Origin of the sequence: Galbibacter sp. (assembly GCF_035306585.1) — a bacterium.
Lineage (GTDB): Bacteria > Bacteroidota > Bacteroidia > Flavobacteriales > Flavobacteriaceae > Galbibacter.
Genome location: NZ_DATGNU010000120.1, coordinates 1 through 15,108 on the forward strand (window position 1 = coordinate 1; position 15,108 = coordinate 15,108).

Genomic DNA, 15,108 nt, shown 5'->3' on the forward strand with positions numbered 1-15,108 from the left:
TATATTTTCAAAACTTATTGGCTGTGTCGAAATAGCTACCCCAGCAACACTTCCTTCTTTTAAACCAATTGCTACCGTTTCAATTTTATTGGCAGAAAGACGCTGTAAGGCCATATAACTATAGCGGTTCGGGTTAAGTGAAGCTCCTATAACTAAAGTTTTTTTCATGTTAAAAAGTGTTAAATACTGTAACAGTATTAGCAATCAAACGTCAACTAGTTAATATCAATCAAAAACGAACAATCAATGAAACATGCATTTCTATTTTGCGCATTATTAATTTCTTATTTTTCCTATTCACAAAACAGTGCCCAATCCAATACACTATCAAAAACCGGGACTATTAATGGAATCGTAATCGATCAGTCACTAAAACAGCCGATTCCTTACGCCACAGTCGCCATCAAAACAAATGGCAATGTTATTCAAGGAGGTATCACAGAGAATGACGGGAGTTTTACCCTCTCAAATGTTAGTATTGGAAATTACACTTTAGAAGTACAGTTTATTGGATATCAGACCTACCATACGGATATTATCATATCAATGAACAAATCCAAAGTGGATCTAGGCACCATTACTTTGGTGGAAAATGTCACTGAACTTGAAGGGGTAAGTGTGGTAGCGGAGCGATCCACCATCGAGCAAAAAATAGATCGCAAAGTAATCAATGTCGGTAAAGATCTTACTACTCAAGGTGCTTCCGCTGCGGATATAATGAACAATTTACCTTCTATTAATGTGGATCAACAAACTGGTGCACTGAGCATGCGAGGGAATTCCAACGTACGAGTGATGGTAGATGGAAAGCTCTCCAATGTGCCTGTAGAACAGTTACTAAAACAAATACCATCCACTTCCATTAAACAAATTGAACTCATCACGAACCCATCAGCAAAATACAACCCTGAAGGCATGAGTGGAATTATTAATATCATTCTTCACAAGGATGCTAATATTGGTTTTAATGGCAATGTAAGCATTGGGCTAGCCTATGAGGATGAAGCAAAATTCAATAGTGCTATAGACCTCAATTATCGAAATGGAAAGTTTAATCTCTACGGAAGTTACGGTAATAATATCGGCAAATATACCAATGATGGTATAATCGAAAGATTCGACGATCCAACCTCAACAGGCTTTAATGAAAACCAGTTACAGCTATTGAATTTTTTTAACAATGCTAAATCGCATCTTTACAAGGTAGGTGTTGATTATTTTATCAATGAAAAGAATACCTTTTCTGTTTTTACCAACCAAAATATATATGATGGAAAGTATAGTGGTCATACCAATATAATAAACATAGATCCAAGTGTTACCGACACGCGACAAATCTTCAAACAAAATAGTAACAATCACAATGAACAGTATAATGCGGTATACAAACGGGATTTTGTAAAGGATGGTCACAACATCGAACTTGAGGTTGACTACAGTAAATTCGAAAATGAGGAAAACGCAGATTTCAGATTCATGGGAACTTCCACTCAACCAGATTACTTAGACTTTGTGGATACCCGTAGGGAGCAGACCATTGCGAATCTAGACTACGTCAATCCCCTTTCAGAGAATTCAAAATTAGAACTTGGTTTGGAATACCGCACTTTTGAAACAAACATAGACTACTCCTCTACCGGCCTTAGTTTTAATGATCAAGGCAATTTGATTCCAACACCAGATACCGATTTCATCTATGGTATGGACATTTATTCGGCCTATGCAACCTTTGGTCAAAATTTTGACAAATGGAGCTACCAACTTGGAGCACGGTTGGAAGATGTAGGAGTTGCCGCCGATACGAACAGTGTACGTAGTTTTACAGATGATTACCTGGAGGTGTATCCTTCGGCTTTTGTCACCTATGCTCCGAGTGAGGAGAATCAATTTCAAGTGAGCTTTAGTCGTAGAGTAGATCGACCTGGTCTTGGTCAGGTCAACCCGATTCGGGACTGGAGTACACCAAAAATATCTTCTTATGGAAATGAAGAACTTTTACCTCAATTCACAAACTCTTATGAGATCAACTATACAAGGAGATTAAACAACGGTAGTCTCACCTTTGGAATGTACTATAGGAGTATTGAAGATGAGATAAACCAAGTACTTTATGTGGACCGACTGGATCCTACAAAGCAAATACTCACCTATGATAATTTTGATAATACCAACGCCTATGGTTTTGAAATCTCATCAAATTACAGACCTTTTAGTTGGTGGAATATTAATACAAGTATCGATATGTACACCCAAACCCAGCGTGGTTTAACTGAATTACTAAATCCAAGTGACAATGAGCCTAGTGTAGATGATATAGTAACCCAAGAGGTAGAAGTGGACAATGTGGCATTTAATGCTCGAATGAATAATAATTTCACCATCACTAAAAAACTTAGTCTATCCCTTTTTGGATTCTACAGAGGCCGAAATGAAAGCCTACAGATAACCTCAAAACCTATGTATTTTATTAACACGGGAGCCCGATATAGCTTCGCCGATGGTAAAGGAAGTTTTAGTTTAAATTTCAATGATATATTTAATACCATGAAATTTGGTCTTGAGGGCGAACGACCTTATAGACAGAACGGAACATTCAATTGGGAGAGTAGGACCATATACGCTGGGATCACCTATAGATTTGGTGAGGGTAAAAACAGAAAGGTAGAGCGTAAGAACAGGGACGCTAACACCAAAGAATCTAGTGGAGGCTTTATGTAACAAAATGATTGCTGTAATTTTCTCATTATAGTTGATGGTAAGTGTTTTTTACAGCGGTCAAAAAACCCGGGATATTCCCGGGTTTAATATTTTAATTCAAGAGATAATCCTCAATAATCAAAGCGTTTAAAGGCTTCGATGGCCGCATAGTCTGCCAATCCTAGATCCCTGTAATGTTTAGCAGTTTCTTTATTTCGCTCCTCTGCTCGTACCCAGAACTCCCGGAGATCTTCTCCCTGAAATAATACCCCATCTTTTTGAGATTGATGGAAGAAGATGGCTTTTCGTTTTCTGAGCACTTGGTCAGGACTCATAGGAACGGCCATGTCTATTTCATGAATCTCCCACTCATGCCATGCCCCTCTATAGAGCCATAGCCAACAGTGATCCATAAAAGATTCAGATTTTAAAGAAGCCATTGCCTGAAATACCGCATCTAAACATACTTTGTGCGTTCCGTGCGGGTCTGCTAAATCACCAGCGGCATATACCTGGTGAGGCTTAATGTCACTTATTAACTTTTTGACAATTGTAATATCCTCTTGAGATAGAGGATTCTTTTTGATGGTCCCCGTTTCGTAAAAGGGTAGATTTAGAAAATGAACGTGTTGATCAGGTACATTCAAATAACGTGTAGCTGCAATGGATTCTCTTTTTCGAATCAACCCTTTTAACTCTCGTACATCTAGCGGATCGATTTCATGTCCTTGTTGGTTTTCAATGGCAGTAACGGCCTTTTGCAGCTTTTCTACACCTTGACAATTGGGCAAGAAATCCATGGCAACCTCTGCAAATTTAAGCGCATCGGAATTTGAGACAGCAATATTTCCAGAAGTCTGATATGCAATATGCACCTGGTGCCCTTGTTCCACGAGACGATCAAAAGTTCCTCCCATAGATATCACGTCATCATCTGGATGTGGGCTAAATATAATAACCCGCTTTTTCTCTGGAGATTTTCGCTCAGGTCGGTTACTATCATCAGCATTTGGTTTACCTCCAGGCCAACCTGTAATGGTATGTTGTAGTTTATTAAACATATCAATATTTAATTGATAGGAGGATCCTTTTTCGGTAATCAAAGAGGCCAGTCCGTGTTCGTTATAGTCCTTATCTGTCAATCGAAGGATCGATTTTTCTACTTTACGGCATAACCATACCACTGCTCGTTTCATCAAGGCTTCGCTCCACTGTACTTCTCCTACAAGCCATGGCGATTCAAAACGAGTCAACATCGAAGCTGCTTCGGTATCTAGTACCATGGTGGTATTGAGATGCTCTTGCAAATATGTGGCTGGAATTTGAGAGATGATTTCTCCCTCAATAGTCTCTTTTACAATCTCGGCTTTTTTATGACCCCAAGCCAAGAGCACAATTCGTTTGGCAGAAAACACCGTACCCACACCCATGGTAATAGCCTTTTTTGGAACATTTTCAATACCGTGAAAACCTGATGCAGCATCCTCTCTGGTTAGTTGATCTAAGGTTATACTACGAGTGATGGAATTATAATGGGAACCAGGTTCATTAAATCCAATATGGCCAGTTCGCCCAATACCCAAGAGCTGAAAATCGATCCCGCCAAAGGATTTTATCTTTTGTTCATAATCCCGACAATATGCCGCGATGTCCTGTTGCGCAATAGTACCATCGGGAATAAAAATATTTTCTTTTGGAATATCGATGTGGTTGAACAAATGTTCATTCATAAAATAGTGGTAACTGTGAATACTCTCTGGATTCATTGGGAAGTATTCATCTAAATTAAAACTCACTACATTTTTAAAACTTAACCCATCTTCCCTGTGCATCTTTACAAGCTCATCATAAACTCTAATTGGAGAAGATCCTGTCGCAAGGCCTAAAACACAGATTTCCCCTTTGCTATTTTTTTCAACTATCAAATCAGCAATTTCTTTGGCTACCAAAATGGATGCCTCCGAAGAACTCTCAAAAACAACATTATGTATTTTTTCATAACGATTGTCCTCGTGTGATCCAGCTTTCTCGTAAGCTATTGATTTATTCTTGATTAAGTGTTCCATAGACCAAGTGTGTTAAAGCAATTTTACTAAAGTTATGACATTATAAAACAACTAACAACCTTATTGCAAAAGTTAGTTGGATGCTACATTATTTACAAAATTTCTAAATCCTTCGATCGGTAATTACGTAGTTTGTGATCTTTAGGATCTAATTCTGTTATTAGGATATCGATTTCATCCAAAGAGCAGACTCCATAATTTTGCCGGACATTTAACTTGTTTGAATCTGCCAGGGCTATGATTTTATCAGAGGCGGCAATCATGGCTTTTTTAACCAAAGAAACCTCATAACCCTCATCCGTAATCCCATTGCTAATATTGATACTACTAACGCCTATAAAGCAGATATCAGCAGCAATACTAGAGAGCAATTGAACGACATCAATACCAACAGTTACCATCGATTTCTTATTGATCTTTCCACCGATAAAAATCACTTCAATGGAAGGATGTTCAGAAAGCTGCATCGCTATAGGTAAACTATAGGTATAAACAGTGGCTTTCAAATTTTTTGGAAATTGTTTGGCAAGCATCAAATTAGTTGTTCCCCCACTTATAATAATCACCATACCATCATTCATAAGGTTAGCTGCCTTTTTAGAAATTGTATTTTTGGCATCCCTGTTGAAGATCATATCTTCATTGTAGTGATAGAGTTTTTGTATGGTAGAAACTGCGCCACCATGCACCTTCAAAATCAACCCTTTTTTGTCCAGCTCATTTAGGTCCCTGCGTATGGTATCTTCAGAAACCTTTAATTTTCGAGCTAAAAAATTGGAGGATACATTACGGTTAATCCGTACCTCTTCTACAATAACATCCTGTCTGTCTCTCTTTTGCATATTTTCGGCATTTTTACTTAGAATACAACGATCATTTCCGTTTACACGTAAAATTAAAGCATTTTTTTATTAATTGTTGCATAAATATTGCATTTTTCATCATTTTACATGACAGATTACCGAAATAAATGTATCTTACCATTGTATAATTTGAATAAAACAATTCCTATTTAATAAGTTTGTTGCCCAATGAACATTGGAAAACTATCCTAAAATAACCTTTTCATGAATACTACCTTATTTCTAGCCGTATTTATAGCCTACTTCCTAGTCCTTACTGGAATTTCCCGCCTTGTATCTAGAAAATCAGGTACGGATGCTTTTTACACTGGAGATCGTGAATCACCATGGCCCCTTGTGGCCTATGGGATGATTGGAGCGGCCATGTCCGGGGTCACTTTCGTATCCATTCCAGGGATGGTTTCCAATAACTTCTTGTATTATTTCCAATTTGTTATAGGGAATATGATTGGTTATAGTTTTATCGTTTTTGTCTTAATCCCTATTTATTATAAACTAAAATTAGTTTCCATATACACCTATCTTTCCAACAGGTTTGGATTTTACTCATATAAAATTGGATCGCTGTTTTTTATCCTCTCTCAATCCTTTGGTGCGGCATTAAGATTACTTCTAGGGGTCAAGGTGTTAGACTATGCGCTGTTTGATCCTTTAGGGATTCCATTTCATGTTGCGGTAGTGATCATATTAGTTATTATCTGGCTCTATACCAACAAATCTGGAATAAAAACCATCGTATGGACCGATGCGTTGCAAACCACATTTTTAATTACCGCGGCAATTGTATCCATATTTGCTATTCAAGATGCAATGGATTTAAGCTTTTCGCAAACTATAGATACCATGACGTCTCACAAATATTTTCAAATATTTGATTGGGATCCTAAGTCTGGGAACAATTTCTTTAAGCAAATTATAGCTGGAATACTCATCGCTATCGCTATGATGGGGTTGGATCAAAATATGATGCAAAAAACACTCACCTGTAAATCACCGTCAGACGCTCAAAAAAATGCATTAGTATTTAGCTTCATCCTAGCAATTACGCAGTTTCTATTCTTATGTTTAGGAGTGTTACTTTATATCTATGCTGAGAATAATGGTATCTCTTTAAGTGTCGATGAAAACGGAACTTTCCTCAATACAGATGATCTCTTCCCTATGCTCGCTTTAAATAATTTTGGTATGGCTGGAGCGATTACCTTTATTCTAGGGATTACCGCAGCAGCTTTCTCAAGTGTTGATTCCTCCTTAACAGCGCTGACAACTTCATTTTCATATGATTTCTTGGGGATGGAAAAAAAATCAGCTCAAAAGAAGAAGAAAACCAAAAATATGGTCCTGCTAGGATTTAATCTGGTGGTGTTTGCGATCATGTCTGCCTTTGCGAATAGTACGGGGGATATCATCACAAGCATTTTCAAAGTAGCTGGGTATACCTACGGTCCACTTCTAGGACTCTTTCTTTTAGGGATTTTTACCAAGATTAAAATAAGGGACCAATACACTCCTATTATTTGTGTTATTGCTCCTATTTTAACTTATATTATTAATGAGGGTTTGATTCACTATTTTAATTTTGACCTAGGTTTCATGAATATATTTATCAATGCCCTAATTACCGTGGTTTTCTTAGTTCTTTTTCGCACTAAAGATCACTGGCAATTTACAGATAAAAAAAAGTAGTTCTATTAAAATAAGAACACGAAAAAAAAGCAACGGTATCTTTGTAAATTGAGCACCATTGCTTTTTTAAATGGGTAAATACCCTCTATATATCTTTAACTTACCACTTAATAATAGCGCTTGCCCAAGTAAATCCACTACCAAAAGCTGCTAAAACAACTATATCACCGGCCTTAACCTTTCCTTGTTCCCATGCTTCGGTTAAGGCAATCGGAATGGATGCAGCGGTGGTATTTCCGTATTTCATGATATTGTTATAGACCTTGTCATCGGTGAGTTTAAATTTGTGTTGTATGAACTGAGAAATTCTAAGATTCGCTTGATGTGGTACCAAAAGATCTATATCCTCTTTGGTTAAGTTGTTGGTCTCTAACGCCTCTACTATTACTTCACTAAAACGAACAACAGCATGTTTAAATACAAATTGACCATTCATATATGGAAAATAAGAAGGGTTCTCAGAATCTTCTGCTTCTAATATATCCGTTACCCAACGTTTTCCCATTCCAGGAGCAATCAAAGCCAATTGTTCGGCATGCTCGCCTTCAGAATGCAAATGTGTGGATAATATCCCTTGGGTAGTATCTTCTTCTCTACTTAACACCGCAGCACCAGCACCATCTCCGAAAATCACTGAAACTCCTCTCCCTCGAGTAGTCATATCCAATCCTTTAGAATGCAGTTCAGAACCGATCACTAGGATGTTTTTGTACATCCCGGTTTTAATATATTGGTCAGCTACGGAGAGTGCATATACAAAACCAGAACACTGATTCCTTACATCTAGTGCACCTACCGTACGAAGGCCTAAATCACGTTGTACTAGAACTCCAGGACCTGGAAAGTAATAATCCGGACTCAATGTGGCGAAGACCACAAAGTCAATATCATTTTTATCTAAACCAGATCGTTCAATAGCAATCTTGGCAGCCTTTACACCCATACTTGTTGTAGTATCTCCTCCATTCTTATCCACATGACGTCGTTCTTTTATCCCAGTCCTTTCTTGAATCCAATCATCATTGGTGTCCATTACCTTGGATAAATCATCATTGGATACCACATTGGGAGGCACATAATATCCTAAACCTGTAATTTTTGAATTGTACATGTATTGAGCGCTTTATTAATATTAAAATAGACGGTATTGTTTAGTAAAAAACAATATAAATCAGCCCTGCAAGTTACACATAATTAACATATAGAGAAATACCAAAAGATGTAAAACTTTAATTTTGATCTACATAGTCTTGTAAATAGCTATATCGTTTGGTTAATTTACCTCCTGAGGTCATCCTAGCTCGTTCAAGTACGCCGTCTTTGTCCTGGTTAAATAGTGCTGGAATCACATGGTTTATAAAACTATCTCCGAAACCTTCACTAGCATCTGCAGGAATTTCGCATGGTAAATTATCCACAGCCATTACGGCGATAGCCTCTGGATTTTTATAATCTGTTTCGCGCTCTGTCAAAGGGTCATATCCGTAAATTGGATCCGCAATAGTTGATGAACGAATGGTTGTAGCTACTGGACCATCGATATCGCAGCTGATATCTGCCACAACTTTTATCTTGAATTTAGGAGATTTCACCTGATCTCTAGTATAAAGATACGGTGCACCATCACCGTAAAAATGACCTGCAATATACATATCACTGCATGTAGCAAAACGCATAAAATCGGACTTGTATCGCTGTGGATTTTCATAGAAATCAGCAATACTAGACACCTCCCCATCAATTCTTTTATTATAATCTAACACCTCGATTTGACAATAAACAGCCTCATTAAAGGTTACATTCAAATATGCTTCTACATCAACTTCTCTTACTCCCATGGCATCTAGAATTTCTTTCACCCCATTGCTAACCCGTCCTTTTCCACTGACCACGATTTTTATATTTGGAAGTGTAATTCCTTTTAATTTACCGATTAAGCCATCTATTCCTGATAAAGTTTCTGCTTTAGGTAAATCAAAAAGATTAAATTTAAGCCCATAGGTTCTTATTCCATTGTAAGCGCCTACAATTCCAGCATAACGACCAAATGCAACCAAACGATGTCCTTCTGAATTTGTGATCACTTCATGATCGTACAATTCTATATTAAGATCTAATACACGTTGGAGAAGTTTACGATTGTATGGTTGCTTTTTAATGGTATGAGAGAAGAAAAAATATTTTTTATTGGGAATTAAAGCCTGTAATGGTACTTCTTTTACACCTAATAATACATCACACTGTTCCATATTTTCAGTGACCTCAAATCCTGCATTTATATAAGCCTGGTCGTTGAATATGCGTATTGGCGATGGCTCTATAAGAATTTCTGCTTTAGGAAATTTTTCTTTGACAATTTGACAGGCCTCAGGGCTCAATACCACTCTACGATCTGGCGGAGTTTTGCGCTCTTTGATAATTCCAATCTTCATAAAATATTTGGTATAAAATTTGGTCTAAAATACGTGGTTGGATGTAAATGTACAAGTTTCCAATAAAATGTATTACATTTGCTACCCTTTTAGAATTAATCGCCAGTGGCAATTCTAAAAAATACGTTCTTTAAAAACAACCTATTGGGGTCGACTGGTTTTGACAGCGAGTCTAATTGATTTGTAAGCATGCAGAGCGCTGAGATACAGCTCTTAAATATCATATTTCAACTTTTTTAAATGGCGAGAATAACTACGCTCTTGCTGCCTAATCTGAATTCACAGTAGGATTTTGGCCACGTTTCCGCAAGGCGGAAAGGCGAGATGTCTCTAAGCAGCCCTTGTTGATGGCGGCTTATTATGAGGCACCATAAAAATCAACATAGGGACTTTGTGGCTTCGACAAAGTTTCAAAACTTAAGAAGCTAAGCTATTAGTGGGCGGTTTTCGGTCAGCTAATAGTCGACAATTAAACGGAAACTAAGCATGTAGAAAGCATTTTAATTGCTTGTTTGGACGGGAGTTCGATTCTCCCCGACTCCACTTGGAGGGATTTCTGTAGGAAATCCCTCCTTTTTTTCAAAAACTAAAAACCCTTTTTCCATCATTTTCAAATGGTTATGTGTAAGAAAATACAACATAGTTGGAGTTCGATAGATACCATTTTTATAGTATAAATTGCTGTCGAACACAATTCTTATAAACTCTCTCTTTTTTAAAGTTTCTGCATTCTTATAGACATATTTCATATCCGTTAACTTATCGATATGCCTATCCAGGATATTAAAAACTTTACCTTGGTCTTTATTCAACCTGTTAATGCTCCCATTAAGAGTAATTATAATGTTATTATATGTTGAATACCACCTCTCATATGTATCACGGCTAATTTCATTTTTAATCCACTTCTCTTCTAGGGCATATAGCTTTTCTTGGGCATTTTCCAATTGCTCCTGTTTCTCTTTTTTCTTTATTTTACTGTTATTTATATGGTTTTCAGTTATATAGTTACATCTTTCCCTGATTTTATTTACATCTTTACTGGGAAGACTCATAAGTTCACAAGCTCCTAAAAGTTGTTTATGGGCTTTAATGGCACTTATATTATTGTGTTTTGAAACTTTACATTTATAATAATAGTAATATTTGCCTGACCCACCCCTTGATGGAGCTCCACTAAGTGGCTGGCCACAATGACATTTCAGCAATCCTCTTAACGGTATTTGGTCATCGATCACTGTCCTGAATTTTACAGGTTTTTTCATTTTGTCTTGGACAATTTTCCAAGTATCGATGTCAATAATCGGTTCGTGAACAGCAGGGAACAAACCACCAGGGTAATCTTTATAAGGTTTTACATGAAGCATACCGGCATAGACAGGGTTAACAAGTATTTTTTCAATGTTTGTATTTCCCTTTCTATTATACCCTAATTCCCGTGCTTTTTGTTTAATAATATAGAGAGGCATACCATTTAGGTATGCATCGTATATAAACCTAATAATTTCTGCCTCTTTGTCATCAATAACAAGTCGACGCTCCTTACGTTCACCTATCTTTTTATATCCAAAAGGTGGGATCCTGTTCAGATACCTTCCTTCTTTGGCCATTGCAGTATAAATTCCCCCTCTGATTTTAATACTTCGATTAATATTATCTTCTTCGGCAAGCAATAGTTGAAGGCCCGCCCTGAAAAAACTACCAGGCGTGTTGTAATCAAAAGTAATTCCTTCAGTGACACTCACTACTTGGATATTATATTTTCGTTGGAGTTTTTTGACCATACTCATGGCTTCTCCCGCATCCCGACTAAACCTATCCAACTGATCCACCAACAAGTAGTCTACCTTTTTGTAATGGCTGGCTATAAAAGTCTGCAATTTGATGAAGTCAGGACGATCAAAAGTCTTTGCGCTCTTACCACGGTCTATGAAAGTGTCTACCAACTCTACATCATTGTATTTCATCCACTCGTCAGTATAAAGTTCTTGCCGTTCAATCGAACTATTGCTTTGACCTTCATGGCTATAACGCAGATATCTAATGGCTCTTTTCATAATATTCTTTAAAAGTTGCTTCTACTATGATTTCTACTATTAAATTCAATAATTTTTGTTTCTTTTCTTCTTCTACTTCTTTATATGCTTTTGAAGTAACTGTTTCTGCAAAATCGTTTTGTCCCTTATCTTTTTCCATCTTCACACCTCATTAACTTTAAAACAACAAAGGCTCATCTCTGAGCCTCTCTAGTAATTAAAAATCATTTACTATTAATTTTACGGAAATCAGGTCTTTTCCCAAGGTTTAAGTGTTTGCCCAGTAATTTTTCAGAAATAACCTTTCCCGAGTGACATTACTCGGAGGCTTGAGAGATGCTCATGCCTATGTGATGAATACCTACACCCATAACCTTCCAGGATAGAATAAAGCTGTAATAATTCATTTATAAAAACATAAGTAATCAACAATCTGTTCCTTATAAAGATATTGTTTTCCCCAAAAATAGAAAAATTATTGATTATTGTAGTCCCAACTCCACAACACCTATAACTGCATTCTTTCAGGTTCCCAAAATTCCCAATAATATTTGTAAAGCTCCAAAGTTTTATATTCGTTTTATTCGGATACGATCTTCATTCGCAATGTCTTTCCGTAATCCTACATTATTTCGCACCCCAGTCCTTTTCCGAATTTTACCCTTTAGGGCTTCCCTTAAGTGGATTTTTTTACCCTTTTCATTATATAAGTTCAATGATTTAAATTGGGGATTGGCCTCTATTGTAATTTGCTTCTGTTTATTTCCATGTATAAGCATCACTTCCCTTTGCTCTCCCATTCTTAAATCCTGTATCAACTGTCTTGTTTGTTGAGGGCATTTCAGCTCCTTAATCGGCAATTGCCGAAGGGTTTTCTCCAGATCATATCCATACCCTGGATAAAACCGTTTGATGCGGTAGTTGCCCTGGGTATTTCTATCATTAAGGTCAAGTTGCGTCCAATGCTTATTTTGCCCATTTCCAATAACTGTGGAACGACCAGAAAGCAAGTTGTAAACCTGCTTCGAAGTAATCGGGTTTTCCCGGTCAAGTTTAAAATAATGGCCTTTGGACCGGTCAGGCTTTCCATCCTGGTGCAATATGGCCTTAATCCCTTCCAACCGGTATTGTCCCTTACTGTCAGAACGTACCGATAGATCAATTTCCATCCGCTTGTTTTCACCGACATAATAAGAGACCGGAAGGGTTAACGCCTCTTTACCCTTATGTATTGACTGAACGGACACTTCAGGAAACCCCAGCTTTCGAAGGGATTCCCTTAACTGCCGATCACCGGTGGTTTGCCGTCCCAAGTTCCGTATGACCATACCTTTCTGTGCAATCCTTGAAAACACCTTATAAGTCAACCTCATCAACAAATTAGGGTAGAGTTCTTTTTCCAAAGCACGTCTTTCCTCCCGTACCATCCGAAGCGTAAGCTTTTCCTCCCGGTTGGCAATGTCCCTGTACCTGTTCGAAACAGCGCGATAATACTTAAGCTTTTCCCTGAGGAAAACCCTATTTTCACCAAGGGAAAAAGAGAACAGTTCCTTAAAACGCTGCTCCCTTTTAAGCCATTGGCCTAGCTCCTTTTCAACCCTATTTTGAGCTTCTTTCATATCAATGCTTTGGCTATTTCCCTTAAGTGATGGCTACACCACCTTTGCTTTTCGCCTGGTTTTCTTCTTTGTGGAAGGGGACTCATCGTCCCCTTGTGGTGATTGGCTTTCCTTTTGGGTTTGCTTGGTTTCCTTAGCCTGCTTTTCCCGTTGCATACGTCCCATCCTTTGCATATTGGTATCATAAAGGGTCACGGACTTAAATTTCGGATTGGCGGCCACATACACTTTTTGCTCCCCTCCCTCATCACGGGCCAAGGTTGCAGAGGCTGCGTTACCCTTTTTAAGGGATTCCATCAGGTTGTCCTTATATTCCTGTCTTTCCAGTTCTTTGATCGGATGTTTGGACAGGGCAGCTCCAAGGTCATAACCATAGTTCTCATGGAAATGCTTTAGCTTATGGTTCCCATGTTCATCTGCCTGCTTAAAATTCATCTGCACCCAGGCATTGTAAAGTTCCCCCTCCTTGTTCATCAGGGTCTTGTTCACCGCCCTGCCACACATCAGGTTATAAGCTTCCTTTAAGGTAATATTACTGCCCTTATTGATATAAAACCGTTGTGCCATTTCAGAATCCCCTTCCCTTTTTAAAGTTGCTCTATAGGAATTAAAAAAATACATGTCACTGTCCTGTTTCTTGGACTTGCTAAAGTTCAGTTCGGCTTCCATTTTATCCTTGCCATATTCGGTCCTGTATTCCAAGGAAAACGTTTCAGGTTGCTGTTCCAGTTTCTCTTTTAATGCACCATCGAGGGTATCCCCAAATCCGGTGTAAAATACCTGGTTTTGCAGGTACTTTAAGTTTTCTTCATTCATGACTCTTACATTTTTATGGTTAAACATTCATTTATTTTTCACACTGCACCAAGCGGGTTTTACGATTACAATACGGTTGCCCGCATGAGTTTCCTGTTCTTTATTTTAAGTTCCAGGTGCCTGCCCCCATGGTCTTCCATGAGTTGTACCACCAAGTGTTTCTGATTGGGGAGGGTGCGTTTGGGCAGGGCAACCACCAAAGTCTGCCCTGATTGCCCTTCTACAACCGAAGTATCTTTATAGGTATACAAAGGGGGCATCTCGATCTCCTGATAAGTGGTCCGTTTGGCTTTTTTGGCATCACGGATAAAGAAACGAAGCTGGTCGATATTATAACGGACATGGGAAGTGTTTTCCACCTTAAAGCGGTAATACATCACATTCCCTTTGACAAACAGGCCATCCAAACGGAGTTTTATCCCATACCTTTTGTCTCTGACACCGTAAAGCCTTTTCTTTTTCCCCAAGGCAACCTCTGCATATTTGCGCAATACCCCTTCATTGGGATTTCCCGGGGCAAAAGCTACTTGGTAAATATCCCTTTTTCCAAAACTAAAGTTAAGGGCAACCGGGTTTGGCGAGTACCTAAGCAGGAAAGAATACAATTTTCCATCGGCTGTGATCACCGTAAGGTTGGTCTCAGCCATGGCTTCCGCGGCTGCTTTGAGCTGCAAAATGTTTTCCACACCTTTTGCCTTTTGTACGAGCACCTCCCTGCTTCCCCTGTCCACACTTCGGATATTGTATGGGAAGCTTTTTAGCTCGCTTTGATGAATAACCAATAATGAGCCTGTTTTTCCCTTTTTCTTTTTCATAAAATACGCGCTCTATTTTTTCTTGAGATAATATCCACTGTTTTATAGACGCACTTTCATTTTTTATCCGTGCTCCAA

At 38.1% G+C, this 15,108-nt stretch carries 12 protein-coding genes and 1 other RNA gene; 3 read left to right on the forward strand and 10 right to left on the reverse strand.

Annotated elements, in window-relative coordinates; genetic code table 11:
• The coding region (locus VKY50_RS10770; protein WP_324301726.1) for a CoA-binding protein at nt 1-168 on the reverse strand (168 nt) is incomplete at its 3' end.
• A 78-nt stretch (nt 169-246) separates the two neighbouring features.
• Here VKY50_RS10770 and VKY50_RS10775 point away from each other — a divergent pair.
• Nucleotides 247-2,718, forward strand: a complete 2,472-nt coding sequence (locus tag VKY50_RS10775; protein WP_324301703.1) for a TonB-dependent receptor — start codon at nt 247-249, stop codon at nt 2,716-2,718.
• Between the two features lie 110 nt (nt 2,719-2,828).
• Here VKY50_RS10775 and nagB read toward each other — a convergent pair whose 3' ends face one another.
• Together nagB and VKY50_RS10785 are read right to left on the reverse strand one after the other, a co-directional pair.
• Nucleotides 2,829-4,763: a glucosamine-6-phosphate deaminase gene (gene nagB, locus VKY50_RS10780; RefSeq protein ID WP_324301705.1), complete on the reverse strand. Its 1,935-nt coding sequence runs from the start codon at nt 4,761-4,763 to the stop codon at nt 2,829-2,831.
• A 92-nt stretch (nt 4,764-4,855) separates the two neighbouring features.
• Nucleotides 4,856-5,605, reverse strand: a complete 750-nt coding sequence (locus tag VKY50_RS10785; protein WP_324301707.1) for a DeoR/GlpR family DNA-binding transcription regulator — start codon at nt 5,603-5,605, stop codon at nt 4,856-4,858.
• Nucleotides 5,606-5,830: 225 nt separating this feature from the next.
• Here VKY50_RS10785 and VKY50_RS10790 point away from each other — a divergent pair, with 225 nt between their 5' ends.
• The gene (locus VKY50_RS10790) at nt 5,831-7,312 is read left to right on the forward strand and encodes a sodium:solute symporter (RefSeq protein ID WP_324301709.1); all 1,482 of its coding nucleotides are present in this window, start codon (nt 5,831-5,833) and stop codon (nt 7,310-7,312) included.
• Nucleotides 7,313-7,412: 100 nt separating this feature from the next.
• Here VKY50_RS10790 and VKY50_RS10795 read toward each other — a convergent pair whose 3' ends face one another.
• Together VKY50_RS10795 and VKY50_RS10800 are read right to left on the reverse strand one after the other, a co-directional pair.
• Nucleotides 7,413-8,423 carry a 3-oxoacyl-ACP synthase III family protein gene (locus tag VKY50_RS10795; protein ID WP_324301711.1) on the reverse strand — a complete coding sequence of 337 codons (1,011 nt, stop codon included), beginning with the start codon at nt 8,421-8,423 and terminating at the stop codon, nt 7,413-7,415.
• A gap of 118 nt (nt 8,424-8,541) precedes the next feature.
• On the reverse strand, nt 8,542-9,744 hold the full coding sequence (locus VKY50_RS10800; protein WP_324301714.1) for an NAD(P)-dependent oxidoreductase: 1,203 nt from the start codon (nt 9,742-9,744) through the stop codon (nt 8,542-8,544).
• A gap of 146 nt (nt 9,745-9,890) precedes the next feature.
• Here VKY50_RS10800 and ssrA point away from each other — a divergent pair.
• Nucleotides 9,891-10,290: a transfer-messenger RNA gene (gene ssrA, locus VKY50_RS10805) on the forward strand.
• On the opposite strand, the gene VKY50_RS10810 is transcribed toward ssrA, so the two are convergent.
• The 5 genes from VKY50_RS10810 to traN all read right to left on the reverse strand — a co-directional run bounded on the left by VKY50_RS10810 (nt 10,245) and on the right by traN (nt 15,030).
• Nucleotides 10,245-11,801: a recombinase family protein gene (locus tag VKY50_RS10810; protein ID WP_324301716.1), complete on the reverse strand. Its 1,557-nt coding sequence runs from the start codon at nt 11,799-11,801 to the stop codon at nt 10,245-10,247. The two genes, ssrA and VKY50_RS10810, sit on opposite strands and share 46 nt — an antisense overlap.
• Entirely contained in the window at nt 11,785-11,940 is a 156-nt protein-coding gene (locus tag VKY50_RS10815) for a hypothetical protein (RefSeq protein ID WP_324301718.1), read from the reverse strand. The genes VKY50_RS10810 and VKY50_RS10815 overlap by 17 nt, the downstream gene beginning before the upstream one ends.
• Nucleotides 11,941-12,349: 409 nt before the next feature.
• Entirely contained in the window at nt 12,350-13,399 is a 1,050-nt protein-coding gene (locus tag VKY50_RS10820) for a hypothetical protein (protein WP_324301720.1), read from the reverse strand.
• Nucleotides 13,400-13,432: 33 nt separating this feature from the next.
• Nucleotides 13,433-14,215: a hypothetical protein gene (locus VKY50_RS10825; RefSeq protein WP_324301722.1), complete on the reverse strand. Its 783-nt coding sequence runs from the start codon at nt 14,213-14,215 to the stop codon at nt 13,433-13,435.
• Between the two features lie 65 nt (nt 14,216-14,280).
• Nucleotides 14,281-15,030 (reverse strand): conjugative transposon protein TraN, encoded by a 750-nt coding sequence (gene traN, locus VKY50_RS10830; RefSeq protein WP_324301724.1) that lies wholly within the window; start codon nt 15,028-15,030, stop codon nt 14,281-14,283.
• Nucleotides 15,031-15,108 lie beyond the last annotated feature (78 nt).

Excerpts from the sequence above, each read along its gene's own strand:
- VKY50_RS10775 (WP_324301703.1), top strand. The coding sequence starts at position 247 with ATGAAACATGCATTTCTATTTTGCGCATTATTAATTTCTTATTTTTCC.
- nagB (WP_324301705.1), bottom strand. The coding sequence starts at position 4,763 with ATGGAACACTTAATCAAGAATAAATCAATAGCTTACGAGAAAGCTGGA.
- VKY50_RS10785 (WP_324301707.1), bottom strand. The coding sequence starts at position 5,605 with ATGCAAAAGAGAGACAGACAGGATGTTATTGTAGAAGAGGTACGGATT.
- VKY50_RS10790 (WP_324301709.1), top strand. The coding sequence starts at position 5,831 with ATGAATACTACCTTATTTCTAGCCGTATTTATAGCCTACTTCCTAGTC.
- VKY50_RS10795 (WP_324301711.1), bottom strand. The coding sequence starts at position 8,423 with ATGTACAATTCAAAAATTACAGGTTTAGGATATTATGTGCCTCCCAAT.
- VKY50_RS10800 (WP_324301714.1), bottom strand. The coding sequence starts at position 9,744 with ATGAAGATTGGAATTATCAAAGAGCGCAAAACTCCGCCAGATCGTAGA.
- VKY50_RS10810 (WP_324301716.1), bottom strand. The coding sequence starts at position 11,801 with ATGAAAAGAGCCATTAGATATCTGCGTTATAGCCATGAAGGTCAAAGC.
- VKY50_RS10815 (WP_324301718.1), bottom strand. The coding sequence starts at position 11,940 with ATGGAAAAAGATAAGGGACAAAACGATTTTGCAGAAACAGTTACTTCA.
- VKY50_RS10820 (WP_324301720.1), bottom strand. The coding sequence starts at position 13,399 with ATGAAAGAAGCTCAAAATAGGGTTGAAAAGGAGCTAGGCCAATGGCTT.
- VKY50_RS10825 (WP_324301722.1), bottom strand. The coding sequence starts at position 14,215 with ATGAATGAAGAAAACTTAAAGTACCTGCAAAACCAGGTATTTTACACC.
- traN (WP_324301724.1), bottom strand. The coding sequence starts at position 15,030 with ATGAAAAAGAAAAAGGGAAAAACAGGCTCATTATTGGTTATTCATCAA.